Origin of the sequence: Corallococcus sp. 4LFB (assembly GCF_046520365.1) — a bacterium.
Taxonomy (GTDB): Bacteria; Myxococcota; Myxococcia; order Myxococcales; family Myxococcaceae; genus Corallococcus; species Corallococcus caeni.
In genome coordinates, this window is the sequence record NZ_JBKGHJ010001096.1 from 1 (window position 1) to 955 (window position 955).

General features: G+C 70.2%; 1 protein-coding gene. It reads left to right on the plus strand.

Annotation, left to right across the window (positions count from 1 at the left end):
- Positions 1–92: 92 nt before the first annotated feature.
- The coding region (locus ACLEQD_RS44295; RefSeq protein WP_410391916.1) for a condensation domain-containing protein at positions 93–955 on the plus strand (863 nt) is incomplete at its 3' end.

Here is a 955-nt window from a genome sequence, read left to right on the forward strand (position 1 = left end):
GTGGAGTCCGCGCTGGGCCAGTGCGACGGCGTGCGCGAGAGCGTCGTGGTGGTGCGCGAGGACGCGCCCGGCACCAAGAGGCTGGTGCCTACGTGGTGGGCCAGGGCATGACGGCGGAAGGGTTGCGCGAAGCGCTGAAGGCCCGGCTGCCGGAGTACATGGTGCCGGCGGCCTTCGTGGTGCTGGACGCATTGCCGCTGTCACCCAACGGCAAGGTGGACCGCAAGGCGCTGCCGAAGCCGGAAGCCACGGCTGAAACGTCGGAGGCCTACGAAGCCCCGAGGACGCGCACGGAAGAGACGCTGGCGTCGGTGTGGGCGCGAGTGCTGGGCGTGAAGCGGGTGGGAGTGAAGGAGAACTTCTTCACGCTGGGCGGCGACTCCATCCTGAGCATCCAGGTGGTGGCGAAGGCGGGGCAGGCGGGCTTGAAGGTGACGCCGAAGCAGCTCTTCCAGCACCCGACGGTGGAGCAACTGGCGAAGGTGGTGGAGCAGGGACGCGGGGTGGTGGGGGAGCAGGGGCTGGTGGAGGGCGAGGCGGCGCTGACGCCGATTCAGCGGTGGTTCTTCGAGAGGCAGTTGCCGCAGGCGCACCACTTCAACCAGGCGGTGCTGCTGGAGGCGAAGGAGGGAGTGGAGGCGGAGCGGCTGGAGGAGGCGCTGAAGGCGCTGGTGGCGCACCACGATGCGCTGCGGCTGCGGTACGAGAAGGGGGCAGGAGGCTGGACGCAGCACCACGCGGGAGTGGGCCCGGGCCCCTACCTGCGGCGGCTGGACGTCTCGGCGTCTTCGGATGAAAGCGAAGCGCTGGCGAAGGCGGCAAAGGAGCTTCAGGGCAGCCTGAGGTTGGACGAAGGGCTGCTGCTGCGCGCGCTGCTGGTGGAGCGGAGCGAGGGCAAGCCGTCGTGGCTGCTGCTGGCGGTGCACCACCTCGCGGTGGACGGCGTGTCGTGGCG